17 protein-coding genes and 1 pseudogene are annotated in these 19,723 nt (G+C 63.0%); 4 read left to right on the top strand and 14 right to left on the bottom strand.

The genetic code is table 11. From position 1 onward, the window contains the following. Positions 1-231: 231 nt before the first annotated feature. On the top strand, positions 232-429 hold the full coding sequence (locus tag NKI85_RS31490; RefSeq protein WP_352530661.1) for a hypothetical protein: 198 nt from the start codon (positions 232-234) through the stop codon (positions 427-429). On the opposite strand, the pseudogene NKI85_RS31485 reads toward NKI85_RS31490, so the two are convergent. Continuing rightward, positions 411-631 (bottom strand): annotated as a pseudogene (locus NKI85_RS31485) (zincin-like metallopeptidase domain-containing protein); the annotation flags it as partial. The gene NKI85_RS31490 and the pseudogene NKI85_RS31485 sit on opposite strands and share 19 nt — an antisense overlap. Before the next feature lie 153 nt (positions 632-784). Here NKI85_RS31485 and NKI85_RS31480 point away from each other — a divergent pair. Further along, positions 785-1,624 carry a sulfite exporter TauE/SafE family protein gene (locus tag NKI85_RS31480; protein ID WP_502896146.1) on the top strand — a complete coding sequence of 280 codons (840 nt, stop codon included), beginning with the start codon at positions 785-787 and terminating at the stop codon, positions 1,622-1,624. Between the two features lie 16 nt (positions 1,625-1,640). Here the strand turns inward: NKI85_RS31480 and NKI85_RS31475 are convergent, their stop codons facing one another. Both NKI85_RS31475 and NKI85_RS31470 read right to left on the bottom strand, forming a co-directional pair. Then, positions 1,641-2,543 carry an ArdC family protein gene (locus NKI85_RS31475; protein ID WP_352530601.1) on the bottom strand — a complete coding sequence of 301 codons (903 nt, stop codon included), beginning with the start codon at positions 2,541-2,543 and terminating at the stop codon, positions 1,641-1,643. Positions 2,544-3,718: 1,175 nt separating this feature from the next. After that, complete coding sequence (locus NKI85_RS31470) at positions 3,719-3,940, bottom strand: hypothetical protein (protein ID WP_352530603.1); 222 nt, start codon at positions 3,938-3,940, stop codon at positions 3,719-3,721. Between the two features lie 891 nt (positions 3,941-4,831). Between NKI85_RS31470 and NKI85_RS31465 the strand changes: the two genes are divergently transcribed. Beyond that, positions 4,832-6,040 carry a tyrosine-type recombinase/integrase gene (locus NKI85_RS31465; protein ID WP_352530605.1) on the top strand — a complete coding sequence of 403 codons (1,209 nt, stop codon included), beginning with the start codon at positions 4,832-4,834 and terminating at the stop codon, positions 6,038-6,040. Between the two features lie 720 nt (positions 6,041-6,760). Here NKI85_RS31465 and NKI85_RS31460 read toward each other — a convergent pair. From NKI85_RS31460 to NKI85_RS31410, 11 genes are all read right to left on the bottom strand, one after another. Continuing rightward, positions 6,761-8,623 carry a D-apionate lactonase family protein gene (locus NKI85_RS31460; protein ID WP_352530607.1) on the bottom strand — a complete coding sequence of 621 codons (1,863 nt, stop codon included), beginning with the start codon at positions 8,621-8,623 and terminating at the stop codon, positions 6,761-6,763. After that, positions 8,620-8,994 (bottom strand): putative quinol monooxygenase, encoded by a 375-nt coding sequence (locus NKI85_RS31455; RefSeq protein ID WP_352530609.1) that lies wholly within the window; start codon positions 8,992-8,994, stop codon positions 8,620-8,622. Before NKI85_RS31455 ends, NKI85_RS31460 begins: the two co-directional genes overlap by 4 nt. Continuing rightward, on the bottom strand, positions 8,991-10,070 hold the full coding sequence (locus tag NKI85_RS31450) for a Gfo/Idh/MocA family protein (RefSeq protein ID WP_352530611.1): 1,080 nt from the start codon (positions 10,068-10,070) through the stop codon (positions 8,991-8,993). The genes NKI85_RS31455 and NKI85_RS31450 overlap by 4 nt, the downstream gene beginning before the upstream one ends. A gap of 2 nt (positions 10,071-10,072) precedes the next feature. Then, on the bottom strand, positions 10,073-10,927 hold the full coding sequence (locus NKI85_RS31445; protein WP_352779986.1) for a fumarylacetoacetate hydrolase family protein: 855 nt from the start codon (positions 10,925-10,927) through the stop codon (positions 10,073-10,075). Then, positions 10,928-11,944 carry a zinc-binding alcohol dehydrogenase family protein gene (locus tag NKI85_RS31440; RefSeq protein WP_352530615.1) on the bottom strand — a complete coding sequence of 339 codons (1,017 nt, stop codon included), beginning with the start codon at positions 11,942-11,944 and terminating at the stop codon, positions 10,928-10,930. It lies immediately after the preceding gene. A gap of 4 nt (positions 11,945-11,948) precedes the next feature. Then, entirely contained in the window at positions 11,949-12,764 is an 816-nt protein-coding gene (locus NKI85_RS31435) for an MBL fold metallo-hydrolase (RefSeq protein WP_352530617.1), read from the bottom strand. Between the two features lie 2 nt (positions 12,765-12,766). Then, positions 12,767-13,981: a cytochrome P450 gene (locus NKI85_RS31430; RefSeq protein ID WP_352530619.1), complete on the bottom strand. Its 1,215-nt coding sequence runs from the start codon at positions 13,979-13,981 to the stop codon at positions 12,767-12,769. Positions 13,982-14,089: 108 nt separating this feature from the next. Beyond that, positions 14,090-15,109: a substrate-binding domain-containing protein gene (locus tag NKI85_RS31425; RefSeq protein ID WP_352530621.1), complete on the bottom strand. Its 1,020-nt coding sequence runs from the start codon at positions 15,107-15,109 to the stop codon at positions 14,090-14,092. 85 nt (positions 15,110-15,194) lie between these two features. Continuing rightward, the gene (locus NKI85_RS31420; protein ID WP_352779985.1) at positions 15,195-16,205 is read right to left on the bottom strand and encodes an ABC transporter permease; all 1,011 of its coding nucleotides are present in this window, start codon (positions 16,203-16,205) and stop codon (positions 15,195-15,197) included. A 5-nt stretch (positions 16,206-16,210) separates the two neighbouring features. Then, complete coding sequence (locus tag NKI85_RS31415) at positions 16,211-17,743, bottom strand: sugar ABC transporter ATP-binding protein (RefSeq protein ID WP_352530625.1); 1,533 nt, start codon at positions 17,741-17,743, stop codon at positions 16,211-16,213. 4 nt (positions 17,744-17,747) lie between these two features. Beyond that, positions 17,748-18,686, bottom strand: coding sequence for a ketopantoate reductase family protein (locus tag NKI85_RS31410; RefSeq protein WP_352530627.1), 939 nt, complete (start codon positions 18,684-18,686; stop codon positions 17,748-17,750). A gap of 203 nt (positions 18,687-18,889) precedes the next feature. Here NKI85_RS31410 and NKI85_RS31405 point away from each other — a divergent pair, with 203 nt between their 5' ends. After that, positions 18,890-19,627, top strand: a complete 738-nt coding sequence (locus NKI85_RS31405; protein WP_352530629.1) for an FCD domain-containing protein — start codon at positions 18,890-18,892, stop codon at positions 19,625-19,627. The last annotated feature ends 96 nt before the right edge of the window (positions 19,628-19,723 follow it).

Raw genomic sequence — 19,723 nt, 5'->3', positions numbered from 1 at the left:
CGCATGGAGAGCCGGATGCTTGGAAACTTGCACGTCCGGTTCGGAGCGGGGGATGAAGAGACCTGCCTCGGAGACGAGGTAAGGCGCTTCATCCCTACTCTACTGGAGATCCCGCCACTCCTCGTCCTCTTATGCTTGGCAGCCAACGGATGTTGTCGCGGAACAGCAGCTCGGTCATGGCGCTCCTGTTCACAAAAGACGGCTGCAACATGCAGACGTGCAGCGGCAGTAATGAAGGGCGACAGCACGGCGAAGAGCGGCGAGAGCGGCCGGTCGCCCCAATGGAAGCATAGCTCCGCTCTGCAACACGACTTCGGCGCAGCGGCGTCCGGCACCGAGACCACGCAGCAGAGTTCGATGGCCAACCGAGCGCAGTTGCGACGAGATACCGATCTGGAAGCGGGCGGTCATCACGCTGCCTGCCGCTGATCGTCGTCAGCAGTGACGTTGCCAGGCAAGAAGCGAAGGAGATACTCCGCAGCCCTGCTCGCCTGAGAGGCGGCGTTGCGGCGTGCACGATCGCACGGTTGTCTGCGCGAAGCACTCCCAGCCAGGAGCCGATATAGTCGGCATGACGTACGGTCGGTTTGATGCCCAGCGAGGCGCAGCAGAAAGCGGCGCTCATCTCTGCCCATTATCTGAACAGTCAAGCTGTCTATTGATTTGCCACAGCCACGAACTCGCTGATTCCACGCGTTAGTTCGGTCGTGCGTTGGCGTGAGACAGTTTCGACACTCATGGCTATAGTCGTGTGGCTATATCGAGATTGGAAGCCAAGATGCAGATGGACGAAGCCGCCGCCAACCCGGCAGATAACGACGGCAGGGAATCTGCCCCCGCGCAGCGGAGCATCCCCGGTGCCTTTGGTGGAGGCGCCGGCATCGGGGCGCTCGGCGGCCTGATCGGGCTCGGCGGGGCGGAGTTCCGGCTTCCTTTGTTGATCGGCGCGTTCCGGTTCGTTGCACTGGAAGCGGTGATCCTCAACAAGGCGATGAGTCTGGTGGTGGTGGCCTCGGCGCTGCCGTTCCGGGCCGCGGCCGTGCCTTGGGAGGCCGTCGTGGCGCATTGGACGGTCATCGTCAACCTGCTCGCAGGAAGCCTGGCCGGAGCCTGGTTCGGGGCCGGGTGGGCGACGCGGCTGAGATCCGGAACACTCTACCGGATCATCGCGGTTCTGCTGCTGCTGATCGCGGTGGTGCTCCTGGTCGGGCATGATGCGCATGATGGTGGCCACCCGCTGCTTGAAGGGCCGGCCCAGCTCATCGCCGGTGTCGCTGCCGGCGCCGTGATCGGGGTGGTCGCGTCGCTCCTCGGAGTAGCCGGCGGCGAACTGCTGATCCCGACGCTCGTCCTCCTGTTGGGCTGCGATATCAAGCTGGCCGGGAGTCTCTCGCTTGCGGTCAGCCTGCCGACGATGCTGATGGGCTTCACACGCTACAGCCGTGACCGGAGCTTTGCCGTGCTCGGCCGCAACAAGCTGTTCGTCTTCGTCATGGCGGCGGGATCGATCGTCGGCAGCTTCATCGGCGCGCGACTGCTCGGCATTGTGCCGAGCGCGCTGCTGCTGCCGTTGCTGGCGATCATCTTGCTCGTCAGCGCGGTGAAGGTGTGGCGGCATCGTTGAGGCATAGGCAGTCAGCTTAAGCCGGCTGCTGGGCGTGCATCCAGTCGGCGATCTCTTGCGCCTTGCTGGCGGCAGTGAAGATGGCGCGCTTGTCGGAGCGGAGCACCTCAAGCCAGGAGGCGATATAGCGGGCGTGATCGGGCCGCGGCTCGACGCTGAGGTCGAGATCGGCGCAGATCATGGCGCTGAGAAGCTCGACCGTGCATTCCTCCATGGCATAGGCGGCCGAGCCGAACCGCCCGGTGAGATCGCGGTCGAGGCGGTGCCTGGCGCCAGAAGCGTGCCCGCATTCGTGGAGCAGCACGGCGTAATAGGCAACGGCGTCCCGGAAACAGGCGAACTCGGGCATCTGCACGTGATCCCTGGAGGGGATGTAACAGGCCCGCGAGCCGCCGTGGCGGATGTCGATGCTCAGCGCCGCGCAGAAGCGCTCGGCGCGCTCGATCCGCTCGGCCTCGGGCAGCACCGGCACTGTGGGTGGCGTATAGCCGTCGACCTGCGTGCAGTTGAAGACTGTGTAGCCGCGAGCGAACATGCACCGGGCGGGATCGTCGCGCTCCTCGTCGCCGTGCTGGGCGTCCGCCGCGCCGTGGCGATCGGCGATCTTCCAGAACACGACAAGGTGGCCGCGCTCGCCCTTGCGAACCTGAGCGCCAATCTCCTGCCATTGGCGATAGGTGCCCCAGATGCCGGCGCGGTAGCCAGCCGCATGTGCCGCAGCCCAAAGGGTGATGACGTTGACCCCGCGATACGTCTTGCGTGAGGCGACGTTGACGGGGGTGGTGATGGCTGATCCGTCATGGTGCCAGGGTATCCGGTAGTCGCCGGCGCCGGCCTCGATGGCGGCAATGATCTGGTTGGTGACGCGCTCATAGATATCGTCAGTGGTCCAGGCCTGGTTGTTGCGATCTGTGGTCATCGGTGCCTCCTGTGCTCGCCCTCTCCGTCGAGGGCGAGGCGACAGGGGCGGACGCGGGAAGCCGGGCCGTCACACCCTGTTCTCGGTGCTGGTGCGGAACAGGGTTGATGGGCCGGCAGCGTTCGCCACAACCGAGCCCCTGCCTCGACGGGCGAGCGCAGGAGGCGCCGACCATGACGATCGGCGAGTTCGGATCGGACCGATTATGATGATGCGCGGCTCTCAGCCGGCGCCGTCATGAGGCGGGCGCCGCAGCGGGACGCCTCTGGCTTCCATAGATCGGGCCAGTTCCTCCCGCAGACCGTCGATCACGCCATCGCGCTCGGCGACCTGCAACGTCAGCACCTGGATATGCTAGCGCAAGCGTGGGGACGCGCGCCCGCAGTTCGGCCATCTCGGCGCCGCGCACGGCGCGGAGCTCGGCTTCGAGAGCGCGGACGCGCTCCTTGAGGGCCTTGGGAGAGGATCGTCGGTGACGCGCTTCGGCCGCCCGGAACTCGGCGAGAAGTGCGACGCACGGTTCGCCGTCGCCCGGCTGACGCCGGCCTCGCGCGCCAGATTGGCGATGGTCAGCGCGCCGTCGGTGCGCTCGGGGCGGCCCTCGAATAGTCGCGCCAGGGCCGCCCTCAGCGCGGCTTCGCTCTTCGGCCCGGGGCGCGATCATGCTTCACCATCCATAGAGGTGCAATCAGCCGGCGCTTGGGCTCGTTGTCCCGCAGGATCGCTGTGCGCTGGAGCGGTGAGAGACGCCGGTCGGCCACAGCGCTTCGCCCTCCACGATCGAGGCCTGCCAAGGTTCGCGGTGGCGGGCGGTCAAGCAGGCGTTCACGGTCCGAGCTGCATCGCGACAAGGCCGGCATCGATCGCTCAGAGTCCGGCGAGCCGCTGAGGCAGAGCGCGGTTGCGGCTTCGAACAGGCAGTCGTTGAGGAATCCGACGTGCAAGGTCCGGCCGAGATGGGCCAACATGGTGCGCAGCCGCTTGCGGTTCATGATCCGGCCAGGAAGATCGCCAAGCTCGTCCTGCGCGCGGGCGAACTCGCGCCGCAGCCGCGCAGCACCCGGTCCAGCCGGACCGTCACGGCGCAGATAGGCCTCGTAGTAGGTGACAATGTCGTCGAGCTGGCCGAGCGCGCGCTCGCGCTCGACAGCACGGCGGAAGTCGGCCTGCGCCGATTAGGCATAGCCCTCGAACATGGCGACGGAGGAGTGCTTGTACCGGATCTTGCCGGCGACGGTGCCGAACGGCCGGTTGGCGATGTACCAGGCGATCGTGCGGCGGAGCTGCCGTGTCGTGAACTTCCAGGGTTCGTCGTCGATGCGCGCGATCGCCGGTCCGCCTTGCGAGCGCGCGTCGAGGCCGTCGCGGAAGAGGTTGAGCGTTGGCGTCGCACCCAAGTCGAGATGATCGTTGCTCCAAGGCCAGTCCTTGAGCGCCACCCAAAGGGATGACAGCCCCTTCTCCTTGCGATTGCGCGCCGAGCACCTCCATCACAGCGACGGCGCGGGCGACCGGCTCGATCGTGATCCAGTCGGCCTGGATGCCCCGTGCCCCACGGCGCTTGTAGACGGTGCTGCGCAGCCGGTACCGCTCGACCAGGCCGTCGGCGCTGCGCACCGGCGACACACAGCCCGACTGCATCGCCTGCACCTCGCTATCGCGCATGCCAGTGAGGTAAGCGCAGACGAGATAGCAGGCACCCTGCAGCATTAGCCGAAAGCCGGGCGCGCGGGCGTTGCGGCGCAAGAGCGGCCCGGCCGGCAGTATGGAAGACGTAGGCCGAACCGATGGCCGATGCCCGTCAGGAGTGGCCGGATTGGAAGCGGAGGCCAGCCAAAGACTTGTTGGTGCGATCATTCCGATTAACAGGTCGAAGGCGCATTTTCGGCGCAGCACCTCCGGTCGGCGGTTTTCGCAGCCGATTTTTTGGAGAAGAGTTCTCCGGTAGCAGTGCATCCAGAACGGCGAGACAGAAAAGCACGCTCAACGAGACCCGCGAACGGATCGGATCTGAGAACTGCTGAGGACTCCTTATTGAAAGTCCCCGACCAATTCGACGAGACCACGCCTCTGCGCGTCGAGATCGCTGCGCGAATTGCCTTTCCCGACGGCTCGATGAGCGCAGCGGGCTTGCGCAAGGAACGTGACGCCGGTCGACTTGAAACGGAGCTAATCGCCGGAAAGGAATACGTCACCTTGATGGCAATCGCTAGAATGAGGGAACTATGCCGCGGACGTCGAAAGGGCCACGCCTTGTATGGCGTGACGAAAGCTGGAAAACCGATGGAATGCTCCGAAACAAAGCTGGATGGTTTATCCGCGATGGAACAACCTTCATCAGCGCTGGCGGCAGCGAAAAAGGCCGTCCAGGAACTGAAGCGGAAAAGGCGCTCGCCGCCTACATTGCAAGCAAATACCACCAAGCGCGCGGAGCCGAAGATGTCTTGATTGCCGATGTGGTCAACCTCTACCTTAAAGAGGTTGCACCGAAGCACGCCACACCAGAAGAGACGGCGGCTCGGCTGGACAAGATCCTCGATTTCTTCGGGGAAAAGACACTCGCCGCCATCAACGGCAAACTCTGCCGCGAGTACGTCTCGTCGCGCCCCACCGAAGCCGCGGCGCGCCGCCAACTCGAGGATCTTCGTGCGGCCATCAACTATTACCGCAAGGAGGGTTATACAACCGCCGCACCGACGATCACCCTGCCTGACAAGGCCGCTGCACGCGAGCGCTGGTTGACCCGCAGTGAGGCGGCCGCCCTCATCTGGGCCGCTTGGCGTATGAAGCAGACTTGGAAGGGCCAAGAGAGTGGTCGGCGCACCGGGCGACATCTCGCGCGCTTCATCCTCGTCGCGCTTTATACAGGAACGCGCTCGGCCGCAATCTGCGGTGCCGCCATGCGTCCAACCAAAGGGCGCGGTTATGTGGACCTCGACCGCGGTATCTTCTATCGCGGTGCCGCTGGCGCAAGGAAAACCAAGAAGCGCCAACCCCCCGTGCCCCTGCCGGAGCGGCTGCTGGCGCACCTCCGGCGCTGGGCGCGCACTGATCTCCACATCGAGACCAAATCACGCGGCAAAAGTGCGAACATCGGTCGCAAGATATCGCAGGATTTTGTCGTGGAGTGGAATGGAAAGCCGGTGCAATCGATAGACAAGAGCTTCAAGACGGCGCGCGAAATCGCCGGCCTGGGGCCCGACGTCACTCCGCACGTGTTCCGCCACACCGCCGCGACTTGGATGATGCAGGCCGGCACCGATATGTGGCAGGCGGCGGGCTTTCTTGGCATCACAGTGGATGTCCTGATCGAAACTTATGGTCATCATCATCCTAATTTCTTGGCAGACGCCGCCGAGAAGATCACGAAGAAGCCCGTTTTCGCCAAGTCGCCGAAAACCGTCCTCAGGATAACTCAAACTACAAAACACGAACGCGGTGTGCTCATCCCACAGGTTTCCCACAGAGAGGGCGAAAGGAAACGCGACCAGTCGTGAGCGAGCGTGACGAAGGAGCCCAGGAACTTGCGGTCTGCCGGCAAATCCACATCGTTCGGGACGATGGGCCTGCAGGTTCAAATCCTGCCACGCGCACCACCGCCCAAAGGATCCACTCCGGCTCCCCGGGATCGGCGAAGCCGCGAATTACGAATTCTCCATAGCCCTTCGCCAAGAAGCGCCGCAAGAACCCAAGATGCGAAAACGCGACCGAGACCGCGCGGAAGCACCTCGCCTCGCTGGCGGTCGCCTACGTCGCTTCGAGACCAAGCTGTCGCTGTCGCTCGCAAGGGTGGTGAAGTGCGGACCCGTGATCTGACGAATGCAGGAATCCCCCTGGTGTTACCTATCCCGGATGCGCGAGGAGGGTCTGCTTGTGAAGGTCGGTTACGGGCGGTATCGCGCCGCGGAGTCCACCGCCCCGTGATCTTGAGCCGCATCCAGGACTTATCGATCGCGAATGCCTCGGGCCATCTCCTGGATGCAGGAAGCATACTGCCGTGGGCAAATATCGAGCTCAACGAGCTTGCAGCGCTTGTCAATGACTTTGCGGCCTACGTCGAGGAACTGGCCGGCAAGGGCGATTTTGCACTCGAGCTTGTTCCGACAACCGCGGCTTATGGCAAGTTCCCCACCCAATCAGGGCGTTCCGCGACGGGGGTTGAAGCGAGGGCCAAAGCTGTCGTCAGGCCCAAAGCTGTCGTCAGGCATTGTCGGGTGCTAAGCCGATGGGGAAGCAGTGAGCATTACCGTTCGATACCGATCCAGAATCAACGGCCTGCTTTGCAATGTTGACACCTTCCCCGACGACTCAATGATGCCGACCGGGCGAATAGCTGGTGGGATCGAAAGCTTGATATCCTCGGCAGTGAGATTTGCGATCAGGAGGCGGGTGCTCTCGCCGATGCGATATGCAACAACCGCGATGCCGGAGCGATCGACCGCAACTTCGTAGCGTTCGGCGCCCGACGCTGTAGCCAGTTCGGCGTGGACTGCCTGGACCGGGAGGCGCCCCCCGGCGCCGTTGAGCAAGCCGAACGACCCCGTTGGGGACGCGACGATAAGACGATCGACGCCCGCTGCTGCAGCCTGCGCAGCGACACCGACCGCGAAAGCCGCCCCGAATAACGCATTATGCCGGGGGTCCTCGTCAGCAGCAGGGATTCGCACACGGGCAGGATTTGCTACCACACTCTGTCCGTAGGGATTGTGCCGCATGCCGATCGTGCACGGTCCAAGCCAGATCGGTTTTTGTGAAGTTAGTCGTCGCGCCGTTGCGATGACGGATGGATAGACGCCCAACGTTTCCATCACCGATAGATCGTCGGCCGCATGAACGATGGCTGCATTGCCGAAGAAGACGAAATCGGCATTGCCGGTCGGTGGGTTGTGATTGAATTCCGTGAAGAAGGATGGCGTCCCGGCGCCAATAGCAGCGGTGATACCGGTTGTTTTGAGCGCGTTCACCAGATCGCTGACGGGCCGTTCGCCTATAGGCACCAGGTTCGACACCCGCGTCCTGAATTCGCGCCGGGGCGAAACCAGGATTGCGCTCGGATCGACACCCGACGATCTGATTGCATCGACGACAGTCCTTGCCTCGGCTGTCGGATCAACTGCATCAAAGATCACCTCGATCGCCAGCCGGGCACCGATCGAGGCTGCGAAGGTCGCCGCTTTGCCCAGCGTGCGCTCGTCATGCCCGCGCCAACCATCGAAGCGGACAATGATCTCCGGCACAGGGCCAAGCAACGAGGCACCGGCCACAGCCGCGGGCAGGTCGTCAGGATCGAGGAACAATGCCATGGACGGCATCCGTCCAGCAGGTGCACCTAGCGTCAGCGTCGCCTTATCGACGGCTCGGGGTCGCGTCGCCGATGTCTTGGCCTCGATGGAGACCGTAACACGCTGGATATCCTTCGACCCCTTGCCGATGACATAAGGGCGGGGTTTCGACAGCGGACGGACATAGGTCTTGAACGAGGCGTCGGTCCAGTTGCGCTGATCCTCCATCTCGAAGGCATCGCCTTCCATGGCGACCGTGCAGGTGAGGCCGGGCGTGGGTTCGTGCGTCAGTGCGCTGATGTCGAAGGCCGGCTGATCCGGGCTGATCATCTCCGGAAATATCGTCTCCTCGATTAGGCCGTCGCTATGTCTGATCGTCAGCCTTCCGCCCGCGGCCTCCGACGGATGCAGAACGACGAAACCGGTGCGATTGGTCGGAAAATCGGTGAGGGCGACGCCCTCCGCCTCCATCACCAGCCCACCCGAAGCTTTGCCCGCAATTTTCATTCGGTAGGAAAAGCTGCCCTGCGGACCGGTGCACAGCCCGTCATAGCTGACCTCGAACGCAGCCTCGCCTTCCGATACCCGGATGTTCGAAAGCTCGGCCTTGTATGTCCCCCAAGACGCATCCCGTGCCAGATAGTTGATGGCGCGGACGACCTCGATGCTGGCGAAGCAGACCGTGCGAAGGTTGCCGTGTTCGAGGATGGCGGTCAGCGGTCCTGCAGCGAGAACCCGGCGCTCGGCAACCGGCTCGTCCGTGCCGAACAGATCGAAGTTGCTGACACCGGCGCTCATGTCCGTTCCGGAGTCTTGGCGTTTTCCTGGACCGCGTAGGCAATGACCGTCTTGCTGATCACGAGGTCACGCGAGCGTTGGTCGAATTGACGGAAATGCTCCGAGGCGAGATGCAGATCGAAAGCGGCGCGATCCTTGTAAATCTCATATAGGAAGACACATGTGGTCTCTGCCGCGTGCTCGCGTGTCAGCACGTCGAAGCGGAAGCAATCCGGCTCGAGTTCGACGGAAAGCGCCGCATTTTCACTGACCAGCCGATGGAATTCGGGAAAGGCACCCTCTACGAGTTCGAATGCCACGGTGATCGCGAAAGCGGCGGCGCTGACCCTTTCCTTCGCTCGTCTTGGCGCTTTTCCCCCACCCGTCGTCATTGCGCCCTCCGACCCTTTGAGGCGACGCTGAGACTTTCCTTCCACTGTGCCGGTACGATTGCCCGGTGTTCCGCCGCCGCGCGGTATGCGGCGTCAACGAGGGCGTAAGTCCTGAGGTTGTCCTGACCCGATGTTTCGGCAGGCACGCCGCGCTGCAGACAGTCGAGAAAATGCCGGCAGGCAACAAACGCGCCTTCCTGGGCGACATGCCAGGGAGCGCTGGTCCATGACCGCAGCGGCGAGCCGATGTCCTCTTCGGTCGTCGATCCGTTTCTGGTCACCCGCATAAGCGAGCCCGGGCGAACGATGATCGAGCCTTTGTCGCCCTCGATCTCTACCAGCGTTTCCGGGAACGGGTCGGGGTCGCGTCGCGCCTCGTATGTGCATTCGACGACGCTGACGGTGCCGCTGCGATGACGCAGAAGCATCGTGGCCGTGTCTTCGGCTCGCACCTTCGGGTTGCGGCGCTGGGTTTCACAGGAGATACGCTCGACCTCGCCCAGAAAGAAACGTGCGAGGTCGAGCACGTGGACGCCGACGTCGGCGATTGCCAGGCGTTCCTCGTCATAGAAGTAGGGCTGCGTGCGATAGACGTCGAAACCGGTTCGAAATGTCACACGCGCCCAGCTCGGGGTGCCGATAGCACCGCTGTCGATGACGCGGCGGACATGCCGCATCGGCGTCTGGAAGCGAAAGTTCTCGTGAACCGCGAGCCAAACGCCCGCCTTGTCGGCTGCCTCCACGATGGCAACGCAGTCTTCCCAGGCCGGAGCGAACGGCTTCTGCACGATGGTGGCGCTGCCGCGCGAAATCGCCAGTTCGCAGAGCGCGCGGTGCGTGTCGTAGCGAGTGACGATATCGACGGCGTCAAGGCGCTCGCTTACGAGCATCGTCGCGGCGTCCGTATGGAACGGAACGCCGAAAGCACGGCCGGCCGCTTCGGCCTTGCCGGCATCGACGTCGCAGACAGCGGCAAGCACCGCGCCTTCTCTCGCAAGATCCTTCCACGCATGCAGATGGTTCTGCGCGTAGAAGCCGCAGCCGATGACGCCGATGCGGATCGCCCCCTTCGCCATTTTTATCCCGCAACGATCGGTGTTCTGACGATGCCGATACCCTCGGCTTCGATCTCGACGACGTCGCCGGCCTTCATGAAGATCGGCGGCTTCTGGAAGATGCCGACGCCTGCCGGCGTTCCCGTCGAGACGATGTCGCCGGGTTCGAGCGGAATATATTGCGACAGGAAGGAAACCAGCAGCGGCAACGAGAACAGCCAGTCCGACGTGCTGCCGTCCTGCAGCGTCTTGCCGTTCAGCCGCGTCTTCAGCGCAACATTGTCGGGATGCGGCATCGCGTCTGATGTCACGATGCACGGACCGATCGGCGAGAAGCCGGCAAAGTTCTTGCCGATGGTGATCTGGTTGTCTTTGAACTGAACGTCGCGTGCCGAAATGTCGTTGAGCAGCGTGTAGCCGAAGATCGCCGGCATCACGTCGGCTTCCTTCGCCTTGTGCAGCTTCCTGCCGATGACGGCCGAGAACTCCACCTCGTAATCCATCTGCTCGGTCCTGACCGGCTTTTCGACCGGAACGTCGGGTCCGACAACCGAGGTCGGCAGCTTGGTGAAGAAGAACGGCTCGGTCGGCATTTTCGCGTTGGGGTTTTCCTCGGCGTGGCCCTTGTAGTTGATGCCGGAGCACAGCACCTTGCCTGGTCGGATAGGGGCTTCGAGCGTGACATCGGTCAACGCATAGCGCGGCGCCTTGGCGACGCCACCACGGATTTGATCCAGCATCTTTTTGCCGCCTAGCACGATCTCCATCACGCTGCCGACGATGCCAGCCTCTGTCAGGCACGCGACGTGATCGCCGTCGAGCACGCCGGCATGATGGGCATGGCCTCCTTTGCGATGGGAGAAAGTAACGAGCTTCATCTAGTCCTCCGGAAGGAATACGGCCTTGTGCAGGGCCATTGGATTTTCTGCGAGTTTCTGGAAGACATCCGGTGCTTCGCCGAGTGCGAAAGAACTTGCGATCTTCGGGTAATGGATCTTGCCGGAGGCGAGCAGGGCTAGTGCCTCGGGAAAGCACTCGACCGAGGCACGCGAGCCGAGGATCGTCACTTCCTTGCGGGTGAAGTCGAGGCCGGGGAAGGTGATACCCTGGCCCTTCTTGACTAGGCCGAGAATGACGATGCGTCCGCCGGCGGCTACGAGATCGATGGTCTCTTCCATCGCTGGTGCGGCTCCCGTCGCTTCCATCACCACCGGCATGCCTTCGCCGTTGGTGATTTCGTGCACGCGTTCCAGAAGGCCGGCTCCGCCGGCGACCGGTATGGCGCCGAGGTCGGCCGCGGTCGATAGGCGCTCGGCCGAGAGATCTGTGGCGTAGACCTTTGCACCGGCGGCGCGGGCCACTTCGACGATCGCCAGCCCGATCGGTCCGGCGCCAAGCACGAGCACCGTATCTTGCGAGGTTACCATGCCGCGGCGGCAGCCCTGCACGCCGATGGCCACCGGCTCGGCGAACGCCGCCTCGAAGTCGGTGAGCGTCTCCGGCACGACATTGAGATTCTGAACTGGCGCCGTCACGAAATCGGCGAAGCCGCCTTCGCGATGGACGCCGACAATGGTGAGATTGGCACAGCAGTTTCGCTTGCCGATCCGGCAGGGATAGCAGTGTCCGCAACCGATGAACGGGTCGACGACGACGCGTGTGCCGATTGCAGGACCGGTGGTGCCGACGCCATAGGCTTCGACGACGCCGGCAATCTCGTGGCAGCCGATCCTTGGATAGGTCACGTAGGGATTCTTGCCGGTGTAGATGTAGAGATCGCCGGCGCAAAGCCCGGCAGCCCTGACGCGAACCTGCACCTCTCCCGCTTGCGGCTCCGGCTTCGGCACCTCGGCCATGCGGATCGAAAAGGGGCCGTCAAAGATCGCTGCAAGCATCGCGTCAGGCCGCCTTGGCCGGCCGCACGACCTTGCCGTTGCGGTCGAATTCGATCCAATCGCCGGCACGCAGCAGATAGGGATCGGCAATCGCTTCACCGCGAGCCTTGGCCGCGCGATGGTGCTTCATGTATTCGGCAACGTCCTTGTCGTCATCGAGCTTGATGTAGTGGCAAGGGAGCACCGTCTCGAGGCCCAGCCATTGCGTGGCAAGCACTCCTTCATACGGGCTCATCTCGCCGGTCAGCATTTCGCCCGGCATCGGATTGAGATGCAGGATCTCCTGCGGGTTGGCGATGCCTATGCAGCCGACATTCGGCTTGTAGAGCTCGGCCTGCAGCTTGATGTCCGAGAAGATGGCCGTATCGCCGTAGTGGTAGAAGCGCAGATTGTCGTCGGCGTAGACGATGAAGGCCATCGGCACGCCGGAAATGAAGGAATTGTCCTTCAGCCTGATTTGTGACCAGTGATGGCATTCGAGCGGCTGGATCTCGATGCCTGCGACCTTGACCCGGATGCCCCAGGTGGTGGCCCGGATCTGGTTGGCCGGAATGCCGCGGTCCATCAGCCAGGCCTTGACCTCGCCGCCGCAGACGATTGGACAGCCATATTTGGCGGCGATCTTGTCGGTGTCGCCGAGGTGGTCGAAGGCCGCATGGCTGACGATGACCAGATCGACATGATCGAACTCGGTCGACTTTGTCGCCGCGCCCGGATTCTGATCCAGGAACGGATCGCACAGGATGCGCAATCCGTCGCGTGTCAGGATTTCGTAAGCGGCGACACCATGGAAGCGCATGCGGGTGGTTGGATGGGTCATGGTCAATCCGCCTTCTTCTTTTCGATGAGCAGGGGCAGCCTTGCAAAACCGCGCCGATCGCCCCTGGTCTTCCAGCGCGGCGCGACCGCCGGGTCGAGCGCAAGGCCAATTCCGGCCTCGATCAACGCCTCAAGTGTTACTGCGAATTCCATGCGGGCGACGCCGGCGCCAGCGCATAGATGCGGCCCTGCGCCAAAGGTGAGATGCCTGTTCGGCTTTCGATCCAGGCGCAGTTCGTCCGGCGCCTCGAACGCCGCCGGATCGCGGTTGGCGGAGCCGAAGCCCAAGGCGACGATGTCGCCGGCCTTTATTCGGCGCTCGTGCACGGACAGGTCGCGCGCGGCGTTGCGGCCGAAAATCTGGATCGGCGCGAAAAAGCGCAGGAATTCCTCGACCGCCGTCGGGATCAGGCTTGGCTCTGCCACCAGCCGCGCCAAGCTGCCCGGATTTTCGGCGAGCCAATGCAGCATGACCGAGAGGCCGTCGGCGGTGGTCTCGAAACCGGCGCCGAAAACCACGGTCATGAAGGATCGTATCTGGCCGTCGTCGAGACTTTCGCCATCGATCTCGGCGGCCATCAGCATGCTGATGAAGTCGCCGGTCGGTGCTGTCCGGCGCGCCGCTATCAGCCCGTCGATATAGGCAACGAGTTCGCGGCTCGCAGCCGCGCCGGCAATGGGATCGCTGACGTCGAACATTTTGGTGATCCAGCCGAGCCAGCGTTCGGAATCAGCCAGCGGGACGTCGGTGAAGGCGGCAAGCGAGGCGATCGCGACCGGCACACAGAATTCGGCCACGGCATCGGCGCTGCCCTTGTCTGCCATGCGTCCAAGGATCGAGGCAGCGAGGTTTCCGATGCGCGGCGTGATCTCTGCGACCCGTTCCGGCGTGAACACCGAATTGACCAGGGCCCGGTAGCGGGAATGGCGTGGCGGATCGATCTCGATCGGCAGCATCGGCTCGGTACGCGGCGTGATGACCGGGATCGCGGTAACGCCCGCGACGCTCGATGTATAGTCGCGCCAGTTGATGGCGCCGGCGCGCACGTTGTCATAGCGGGTCATCAGCCAGAAGCCGCCATGCTTGTTGGAGCGGGCGATCGGACACTCACGACGCAACCGATCATATGCGGCGAACGGATCGCGCACGAACGCCGGATCGTGGATGTCCACGTCCTCTGGAATCTGCGGCTCGTTCTGGGTTGCGGTATCCGACATGGCTTTCTGTCACGATGAGATTCAGGAGGTCGTCCGGCGGCGGGAGATCATAGGCCCCCGGACGCCGTGCGAGCCTTGAACCAAGGCTCTTCGATATCCGAGTCCAGCCTACTTCACCTTCAGCGCGGTCAGCACCTTGTCGACGTTGTCCTTGGTCACCAGCAGCACGCCAGTATCCAGCGTGTCTGGAATCGGACGGCCACCTTCGGCTGACGAAAGACCGGCCGACTTCAAGGTGTTGTGGTTGTAGTCATGCAGGAGCTTCACAGCGTAGTAGATGAACAGCTCCCGGTTCTGCACGACGATGCCGTCGACCCAGCCTTCCTTCGCCGACTTGAAGAAGTCTGGCGTCTGCTCCATGGCGGTCACCTTGATGTCGCCCGGATTTTTGCCAGCTTCACGCAGTGCCGTTACGATGCCGGCACCTGATTCGGAATCGAAACCGGCCAGCCCGGCAATGTCTGGATGGGCGGCAAGGATCGCCGCCGTCACCTGCGCCGCCTTCTGCGCATCGCCACCGTCGTCCTCATTGGCGACGATGGTGTATTTGCCGCCGCCATTGGCTTCGACATAGGCTTTGAAGCCGGCCACCGCTTCACGCATGTTGCCGGCGTTGATGATCGACATCGAGGCAACCTTGCCGCCGTTCGGCAGCATTTCCATGAGTTTCTTGGCCTGCGCCACGCCGACCTGTGTCCAGTTCGTGCCGATATAGGCGAGGCGGCCGGAGTTAGGCAGATCGCCGTCGTCGACAACGGTCGGCACGCCTTGCTCCATGCACTTCTTGACGGATTCGGTCAGTGACGGATCCCAGCCGCCGACGACGGAGACACCGTTCGGCTTCTGCGCGCAGACCTGATCGACAGCGGAGATGAAGCCCGGCACGTCGAAATCGGTCGGCCCGGCGACGATCACCTTCACGCCGAGTTCTTCGGCGATCCGCTTCATGCCGACATAGTCATATTGCACGAAGAGCGGCAGGTTGGCCTTGTTGGAAATCCAGTAATACGTCTCCTTGGCGTCGGCCGGCCCGAAGGATGACTCCTGCGCGCTTGCCGGACAAATATAGAGCAATGCCGTGGCCGCGAGCGCTGCGCCGGAAAGTATCGTTCTCACTATCGATTTCATGCCCGTTTCCTCCTGATGTTTTTTGTATTCTCAGTTCCTGCATGTCATCCGGTTGTCCGAATCCTCCTCCCGTCCTCGCCTGAGATCAGGCGCGGCCGCTGGTCTTGAAACGATCGAGCGAGACGGCAAACAGCAGGACCAGACCCACCACCAGCCCTTGCCAGAACACACCGATCGCATTGATGATCATGGCGTTCTCGATCAGCGCGATGAAAAGCACGCCGAGAATGCCGCCGAGGATCGTGCCTTCGCCGCCTTTCAGGCTCGCTCCTCCGAGCACAGTGGCGGTGATGACCTTGAGCTCGATGCCGACGCCGGCGTTGACGACGGCGCTGTTAAGACGCGCCGCGCCGAGGACGCCGGCAAGGCCGGCCAGCGCGCCCATGATGATGAAGCCGATCAGTATGAGCCGGTCGACGCGAATGCCCGAAAGCTGGGCGGCTCGAGGATTGCCGCCGATGAAATAGAACTGTCGGAAGAAACGCGTCCGGGCCACCAGCCAGCCACCAATGAGCACCAGCACCAGCATCGCCCAGAAAGGCGACTGGATCCTGAGCAGCGGATCGGCGGCGCGGCCGTATTGGGCGAACGCATCAGTGATTGGCGTGACGCCAGTGCCGGCGGTGACATAGGTCAGGCTGCGGTAGATGGTGAGCGTGCCGAGGGTCGCGATGAGCGCATTGATGCCGATGCGGGTGACGATCAGGCCATTGATCAGGCCGCATAGTGCGCCAACCAGAATGCCGACGAGAACCGCAACCTCCGCCGGCCAGCCCCACCACCCGGCGACGACGGCGGCCCAGACACCGGAGAAGGCGAGTGTCGAGCCGACGGACAGATCGAAGGTGCCGCCGATCATCAACAGCATCATGCCGCAGACGAGAATGCCGACGGGGGCGAGGTTGAGCAGCACTGCGCGCATGTTGGAGGCGGTGGGGAAATTGTTCGGGTAGACGATGCTCATCGCCAGCGCGAGCGCGATGACGAGCACGAAAAGTGTCAACTCCCGAGAATCGGCCAGGCGCCGCACGACGCGCACAAAAAGGATTTCGCGCCGCTGCTCGGCATTCTCGGCCATTGGTTGTGTGACCTGCATCGCCATCACGCCTCTGCCATTCCTGGTTGTTTGCGGACCTCGGCCACCGAAGCGGTGTATTTGGTGGCCAGGCGCAGCACCTGTTCCTCACTTGCCCCGTCGCCCGGCAGTTCGCCGACGGTCCTGCCTTCCGCCATCACGGCGATGCGGTCGGCAAGCGCCAGCACCTCGGGCAGGTCCGAGGACACGACGAGCAGGGCGACGCCCTTGTCGGCGAGCGCCCGCAGCAAACGGTAGATTTCGGAGCGGGCTCCGACATCGACGCCGCGTGTCGGCTCGTCGACGATCAGCAGGCGCGGCTCCATCGCCAGCCATTTGGCCAGCAGCACTTTCTGCTGGTTGCCGCCCGAGAGATTGCCGACGATCTGGTGGACGCTCGGTGTCGCGATGCGCAGCTCGTCGACGAAATTCTTGGCCAACGCCTCGGCCTTGCGGTTAGAAAAATTCGCGCCTGTGGAGACCTTGGAGAGAACTGTCGCGGCGACGTTGTTGACGATGTCCATGCCAAGGAACAGGCCAGCCGCCTTGCGGTCTTCCGGGACCATGCCGATGCCGGCGTGCTTGCCGTCCCAGGGGCCTTTCGGATCGATCGCCTTGCCGCCGATCCGGATCGAGCCGCCCCGCCTGCGGCGTGCGCCGAAGATCGCCTCGCAGAATTCGCTGCGACCCGAACCGATGAGCCCGGCGAGACAGACGATCTCGCCGGCCCGTACGGTGATCGATGCCGACCGCACCAGAGGCGGTGCATCGACGCTTTCGGCTTCGAGCACGATGTCGCCGATCGTTCGGCCTGCCGCCGCGCGCGAAAAATGCACGTCACGTCCGACCATCAGGCGGATCAGCTCGTCGGTCGTGGTTTCGGCAACCCGGCGTGTTCCAGCATGTCTGCCGTCCTTGAGCACCGTCACCGAATGGCAAAGCGTGAAAATCTCGGCGAGACGGTGCGAAACGTAGATTATCGAAACGCCATTGCCTGCCAGTCGACGCACCACATCGAACAGTTTTTCTGTTTCGGTAAGGGTGAGTGCTGCTGTCGGCTCGTCGAGGATCAAAATCCTGAGGTCCCGCGACAGCGCCTTGGCGATCTCGACGATCTGGGCCTGCGCCGGTGAAAGGGTCGACACCTTCAGTGCCGGATCGATGGTGACGCCAAGCTGCGCGATAAGCATCCTTGCACGATAGCGCATGGCGCGAACATCGACCTGACCTAGCCACTGCGTCGGCTGACGGCCGGCGAAGATGTTCTCGGCAACAGAGAGCTGCGGAACGAGCGAGCCTTCCTGGTGCACGATACCGATGCCGAGGTCGCCAGCGGCTTTCTCGTCGAGCTCCGCGATTTCGGCGCCATCGACAAGGATGCTGCCCTGGTTGCGCGAATAGACACCGGCGACAATCTTGCCGAGAGTCGACTTGCCGGCGCCGTTTTCGCCGAGCAGTGCACGGATCTCACCACCCTCGACGCTCATCGAAACGTCATCAAGCGCCCGCACACCGGGGAAGAACTTGGAAAGACCTTTGATTTCGAGCCTTGGCGCCATGGCCCTATTGAGCCTTGACCTGGAGGTAATGGGCCTGCTTGGCCTGGATCATCCAGACCATGGTTTCGTTGACGGGTGTGGCTACACCGGTGCGCTTGCCTGCATCGACAATGGCTCCGTTGATGACCTCGATCTCGGTCTGCCGCTTTGCCTCGACATCCTGCAGCATCGACGCCTTGCCGCCGATCGCCTTCTCCAGCAGGCCGGTGATCGCAGCCCAGCGTTCGTCATAGTCGAGTGCGATGCCCTGTGCGTTTGCAACGGCCACGACCTCTCGAAGGATTGATGACATCAAGCTCTTGGTGCCGTCGAAGGCGACGAGTTCATGCGACATGAAATGCAGTAGCCCGGCGACCGGTAGTGTGCAGGCGTTCAGCGCCAGCTTCTTCCAGACCTCGTCGAGGATCCGGTCAGACTGGGTCGTCTCGATCTGCGCCGCGCGGAAAGTCTCGATCACCCTGCCGAGCCGGTCGGTCGGTTTGCCGGTCAGCTCGCCGATATAGGTCATGCCGGAGCCGGGATGCTTGACACGGCCCGGCGCCAGCAGCGTGCCGCCATGGTAGGTCAGGCCGACCAGCACGCGGTCTTCGCCGACGATCGACGCGATGCGCGGTGCATTGCCCCAGCCATTCTGCAGGCTGAGCACGGCGGTATCCCCTGCGATCATGGGTGCTGCAGCCCGAACGGCAGCTTCGGTGTGATAGCACTTGACGAAATTGATGATGAGATCGACCGGCCCGACGCTTGCGGGATTCTCGCTTGCAGACACCTTTATCACCGGCTGCGAACCATCCTTTTCCTCGATGGTCAGCCCGTTGTCGTTGATCGCCGTCACGGCCGCCTTGGAGACGTCGATCAGCGTGACGTCATTGCCGGCGCGGGCCAGATATCCACCGAATATCCCGCCCATAGCTCCGCCGCCGCCCAGAATGGCGATTTTCATGCATCTTCCTCCCCTTGGCGATCGCAATCGCCGTCTCAAAGCAAGTTGATTTGCAGAGGGCGGAGCTTGCCTTGAGGACCACTGCAAACCGGCGCTAGCCGATGCTCATGGAGCCCGGCCTTGTCTTCCCGCTTTTTTCAATCTTGTGTTTTCAGCATTGCAAGCTGTTGCATGGTTGTCAAGCATGATGGTATGAAAGGTCTATGGTCGACCCGCTAATCATAGAACGAAAGAAGCTCTTCGAGCATGTGGCGACACATCTCGAGGGACAGATCCTCTCCGGCAAACTCAAACCCGGAGACCAGCTGCCGCCCGAGCGGGACCTGCAATCGCGCTTCGGCGTTGGCCGCCCGGCCATTCGCGAAGCACTGATCTCGCTGCAGAAGGCCGGCCTCGTCGAACTCACCAATGGCGCCCGCGCCAAGGTCCTGATGCCGACCGCCAGCCATATCTTCACCGGAATGGCACCGGCGGTCAGGCAGATGCTGTCGACCGAAGAAGGGCAGCGCTCCTTTCAGGGCGCACGCATGTTCTTCGAAGTCGGCCTCGCCCGCGAAGCAGCCCGCACGGCGACAGCTGAAGATCTGGACTCGTTGCGTGAGGCGCTGGAAGCCAACCGGCTGGCGATCGGCGACCGTGACCGGTTCACCAGCACCGACATCGCCTTTCACTTCGAGCTTGCCCGTATTGCCCGCAACCTCGTCTTCGTCGCCCTGCACGACCAGATTTCGGAATGGCTGAAGGAACAGCGCATTGTCACGTTGGCTGCCGACGGTCAGGAACAGACGGCGTATGAAGCGCACCACGCCATCTATGAGGGCATCGCGGCACGCGACCCCGACCGCGCCGAACAGGCGATGCGAGCGCATCTCGATCAGCTGACGACGATGTTCTGGCGCCAGCGGGCAAGCGATCATGAGACGGGCGATCACAAGGAATGAGGATCGTCGTCATCGTCGACAATTTCACCGGTTCCGGTGATATCCCCAACACACTCGCCAAGGTGGGCGCACGGACTGATCAATGTCGGCACGCCG

The sequence above is a fragment of the Mesorhizobium sp. M0571 genome, from assembly GCF_040320985.1.
Lineage (GTDB): Bacteria > Pseudomonadota > Alphaproteobacteria > Rhizobiales > Rhizobiaceae > Mesorhizobium.
This window is presented reverse-complemented; position numbering and strand designations above follow the sequence as displayed.